Origin of the sequence: Stenotrophomonas lacuserhaii, from assembly GCF_039674585.1 — a bacterium.
In the GTDB taxonomy this organism is placed as follows: Bacteria; Pseudomonadota; Gammaproteobacteria; order Xanthomonadales; family Xanthomonadaceae; genus Stenotrophomonas; species Stenotrophomonas pennii_A.
On record NZ_JBDJNU010000081.1, the window covers coordinates 1 to 4,583 of the forward strand.

The 4,583-nt window shown below is 67.3% G+C and carries 3 protein-coding genes; 1 reads left to right on the forward strand and 2 read right to left on the reverse strand.

From position 1 onward, the window contains the following. Nucleotides 1-158 precede the first annotated feature (158 nt). Nucleotides 159-1,286, reverse strand: coding sequence for an anhydro-N-acetylmuramic acid kinase (locus tag ABE522_RS17385; RefSeq protein ID WP_346592771.1), 1,128 nt, complete (start codon nucleotides 1,284-1,286; stop codon nucleotides 159-161). Nucleotides 1,287-1,359: 73 nt separating this feature from the next. Further along, the gene (locus tag ABE522_RS17390; protein ID WP_346592772.1) at nucleotides 1,360-2,826 is read right to left on the reverse strand and encodes a peptidoglycan DD-metalloendopeptidase family protein; all 1,467 of its coding nucleotides are present in this window, start codon (nucleotides 2,824-2,826) and stop codon (nucleotides 1,360-1,362) included. Nucleotides 2,827-2,996: 170 nt separating this feature from the next. Here ABE522_RS17390 and tyrS point away from each other — a divergent pair, with 170 nt between their 5' ends. After that, entirely contained in the window at nucleotides 2,997-4,208 is a 1,212-nt protein-coding gene (gene tyrS / locus ABE522_RS17395) for a tyrosine--tRNA ligase (RefSeq protein ID WP_346592773.1), read from the forward strand. The last annotated feature ends 375 nt before the right edge of the window (nucleotides 4,209-4,583 follow it).

Below are 4,583 nucleotides of genomic sequence, written 5' to 3' on the forward strand. Positions count from 1 at the left end.
GGAGGGGTTGGTGGGGGCGTTGAGCGCCATGGATGGCGCGAAACGAGGCCCGCAGGAGCGGCTTTTGCCGTCCCCCGCGAACCCCTCCCGTCCGGCCCAGTTCCAGCAAACCGCTTCTCGCGACCACCACGAGGGGCCCCGCCGTTCGCCGGCGCCGCTCAGCCCGGGTGGATCGCCCCCAGCACCCGCAGCCCCACCGCACCGGTGACGCTGGGCAGGTTGCCGGCCAGGCCATCCAGCGTACGCTGGGCCAGCCAGGCAAACCCCAGCGCTTCAAGGTAATCCGGATCCAGCCCATGCCGCGCGCTGGATTCCACCACCACGCCGGGCAGGCGCGCCGCCAACCGCTGCATCAGGTGACCATTGCGCACGCCGCCGCCGCACACCAGCACCCGGCTGGCACCGGGCAAGGTCCGTCGCAGTGCGTCGGCCACGGTCGCCGCAGTCAGTTCCAGCAGCGTGGCCTGCACATCGGCGGCCAGGTGCTGGCCGTCCCCGATCTGTTGCTGCACCCAGGCCAGGTGGAACTGCTCGCGCCCGGTGCTCTTCGGCGGCGGCAGCGCAAACCACGGGTCGTCACGCCAGCGCGCCAACAGGGCCGCGTCGACCACGCCGCTGGCCGCGAACGCGCCGTCGGCATCGTACGCCTTGCCGGTATGCCGCTCGCACCATGCGTCCAGCAGGGCATTGGCCGGGCCGGTATCGAAGCCCAGCGGCGTACCCACGCGCGGGATCAGCGTCAGGTTGGCGATGCCGCCCAGGTTGAGCACCGCGCGGTCTTCGTCGGCCGTACCCAGCATCGCCAGGTGGAAGGCCGGCATCAGCGGCGCGCCCTGTCCGCCGGCGGCCACGTCGCGGCGGCGGAAGTCCGCCACGGTGGTGATTCCGGTGTGCTCGGCGATGCGGTTGGCATCGCCCAATTGCAGGGTGAAGGCCGGCGACGCCGACGGTCGATGGCGGACCGTCTGTCCGTGCGAACCGATCGCCCTGACCTGCGCCGCCTCCACGCCACTGTGCTGCAGCAGCGCGACTGCCGCGGCCGCAAAGGCCAGGCCGATGCGCGCATCGACATCGCCCAGCTCATCCAGCGACGCCAGTTCACCGCCCTGGCCCAGCGCCACCAACCGCTCGCGCAGCAGCGGATCCCACGGCAGGGTCAGGCCTTCGATGAAACGGCAGCCGCCTTCGGCGGGAAACTGCGCCAGCGCCGCATCGATGCCATCAGCGCTGGTGCCGGACATCAGCCCCAGGTACAGCGGCAGGGCAGGGTCGAACGAAGCAGCCATGGAACCTCCACAAACAACAAGGGCGCCAGCTTGGGCGCCCTGTCGATGCTCGTCAATGCGAGGGATCGGTGCCTCAGCCGCGCTTGCTGCCGGCGTTGCCGCGTGCGGTGCTGGCCACTTCGGTGGCGGCCTGCGCAGGCCGCGGCGCCGGGCTGGCGTCGGCGTAGATCAGCTTCTCCATGCCCTGGATGCGCGCCATGGCCGGCGACGTCTGCGCACGGAAGGCCACCAGTTCGGCACCGCGCAGCGGTTCCGGCGGTGGCATGGTCACGCTGAGCGGGTTGCGGTGTTCGCCGTTGACGCGGAATTCGTAATGCAGGTGCGGGCCGGTGGCGAGCCCGGTCGAGCCGACGTAGCCGATCACCGTACCCTGCGCTACGCGCTGGCCGGTCCGGATCTTGCCGAAGCGCGACATGTGCCCGTACAGGGTGGTGTGGCCGCGCCCATGGTCCAGGATCACCACGTTGCCGTAGCCGCGCTGGGTGCCGGCGAACTGCACGCGGGCGTCACCGGCGGCCATGATCGGGGTGCCGGTGCGCGCGGCATAGTCCACGCCCTTGTGCATGCGCATCTTGCCCAGCACCGGGTGGCGGCGCGCACCGAAGGTGGAACTCAGCCGCGCGAACTGGATCGGCATGCGGATGAAGCTCTTCTTCAGCGGGCGCCCGTCCAGGTCGAAGTACTCGGCCTTGCCGTTGCGGTCGAAGCGGAAACCGGAATAGGTCTTGCCGCCACTGGTGAAGGTCGCCGCAAGGATCTTGCTGGTGTCGACCCGCTCGCCCTCGCGCCAGGTTTCATCCATCACCACGCTGAAGCGGTCGCCGGGCTGCAGGTCCTTGGAGAAGTCGATGTCGTACTTGAAGATATCGTCGGTCATGGTGGCGATCGCCGAAGGCGACAGTCCGGCCTTGCGCGCGGCGGCATACAGCGAGCTGGTGATCTCACCGCTGGTGACCACGGTACGGGTGCTGGTCTCGCGCTTGGTGACCGTCTCCTTGATGGTGTCCCCGGCCAGGGCCAGCTCCACCCGGTTGGCATCGTCGCGGTTGAATCGGATGCTGCGCAGCTCGCCGGACAGCGGCATGTCGAAGGCGATTTCGGTGCCCGGGCGCAGCTTGACCAGCGCCTCGCGGGTGCCGGGGTGTTCCAGCACGCGATGCAGCGTGGTGGCCGGGATCCCGGCTTCGTCGAACAGATCGCTCAGGGTCTGGCCGCGCTGCACGCGCAGCACCTGCCAGCTGTCGCCGGGCGTGGCCTGCTGGCGACCGTGTGCGAGCGGCGGCAACGGCAGCGCCAGGCTGGTGTGGGCGTTGGGGTAGGGGGTTTCGATGGTGCTGGAGAACCCCGGCACGATGGTCGCCACCAGCATGCCGATGGTCGCGAACATGCTGGCGTGCACCCAGTGGCGCCGGGTCCAGCGCTCATTGAAGGCGGCGGGGAGGTGTTGCCTGAGCTTCCGGTGCAGGGCGTTGTCGTGCAGGACGTGGAGCCGTTCCTTGAAGCGCTGTTTGCGCGCGCGGCCGTGATCGGAATTGAGCATCAGAGGTGTTTTCCTGGCTGGCCCGGGAGCACGGGCTGGATCGCCGGTTACCATAGACACCTATGAAAACCGCGTCAAACCCTTGTGCCTATTGGCTTTTGTGAAGCCGATGCGGTTAACTTGCTCTTAACACCCCACAAGAAGAAACGGCGTTGCCGGGAGTAGTGAACGTGTCCTCCATCGATGAAGCCCTTGCCCTGATCAGCCGTGGTGCCGACGAGATCCTGAAGGTCGAGGATCTCCGTGCGCGCCTGGAAAGCGGAAAGCCCCTGCGGATCAAGGCCGGTTTCGACCCCACCGCGCCGGACCTGCACCTGGGCCACACGGTGCTGCTCAACAAGCTGCGCCAGTTCCAGGACCTCGGCCACCAGGTGATCTTCCTGATCGGCGATTTCACCGGGATGATCGGTGACCCGTCCGGCAAGAGCCTCACGCGCAAGCCACTCAGCCGGGAGGACGTGCTGGCCAATGCGCGCACCTATGAAGAGCAGGTGTTCAAGGTATTGGACAGGGAAAAGACCGAAGTGCGCTTCAATTCGGAGTGGTTCGGCAAGATGGGTGCGGCGGACATGATCCGCCTGGCCGGCCAGCACACCGTGGCACGCATGCTGGAACGCGATGACTTCGCCAAGCGTTATGCCGCCCAGCAGTCGATCGCCATCCATGAGTTCCTGTACCCGCTGGTGCAGGGCTATGACTCGGTCGCCCTGGAAGCGGACGTGGAACTGGGCGGCACCGACCAGAAGTTCAACCTGCTGATGGGCCGGGGCCTGCAGGAGCACCACGGGCAGAAGCCGCAGGTGGTGCTGACCATGCCGCTGCTGGAGGGCCTGGACGGCGTCAACAAGATGTCCAAGTCGCTGCACAACTATATAGGGGTGAGCGAACCGGCCATCGACATCGTCACCAAGACCATGAAGGTGGACGACGCCCTGATGTGGCGCTGGATCGAGCTGCTGTCCTTCGACATCAGCCAGGCCGAGGCGCTGGCCCTGCGTGAACAGGTGGCGGCCGGCGGCCTCAACCCGCGCGAAGTGAAGCTGCGGCTGGCCCGCGAACTGGCCACCCGCTTCCATGACGCCGCCGCGGCCGAGCAGGCCGTGGCCGGCTGGAATGCCGCGGTGACCGGGCAGGGCGACATCACCCAGCTGCCGTTGCAGGACGTGGTGGTGCCGGCCGAAGGCCTGCGGATCGCGGCCCTGCTGACCGCAGCGGGCCTGACCCCCAGCAACTCCGAAGCCAATCGCAAGCTCAAGGAGCGTGCGGTGAAGGTGGACGGGGATGTCGTGGAAGACGGCCAGCAGCAGTTGCAGCCGGGCTTTGAAGGTCTGTTGCAGGTGGGCAAGCGCACCTTCGCCCGCGTCCGCCTGCTGGCTGGCTGAGGCCGCAGTGGGTGCCTGATCGCCGCCATGCATGAACAAATGCATGGCGGCGTGAAATAAATGCTCACACCCCCTTCCCAAAGCGTAGGGAAAGGCACATACTTCACCTCCCCCGTCGCAGGGGCCGCCAACAAGGCGCTTCAGCGACAAAGGGAACGCCACCACCGCCGAACGATTCAATCGAACGAAGGTGTTGACGGACTGGAAAAGTCCGGCATAATAGGCGGCTCGCAACGACGAAACGCCTTCGGGCCGGACGTCGGGGCAGCAGAGTCAACAACGCTTCGCTCCGGCGAAACGGCCTTGAAAAAAGGTGTTGACGAAGCGGAAAAGCCGGCTATAATGGGCGGCTCGCAACGACGGAAACGTCGGGGC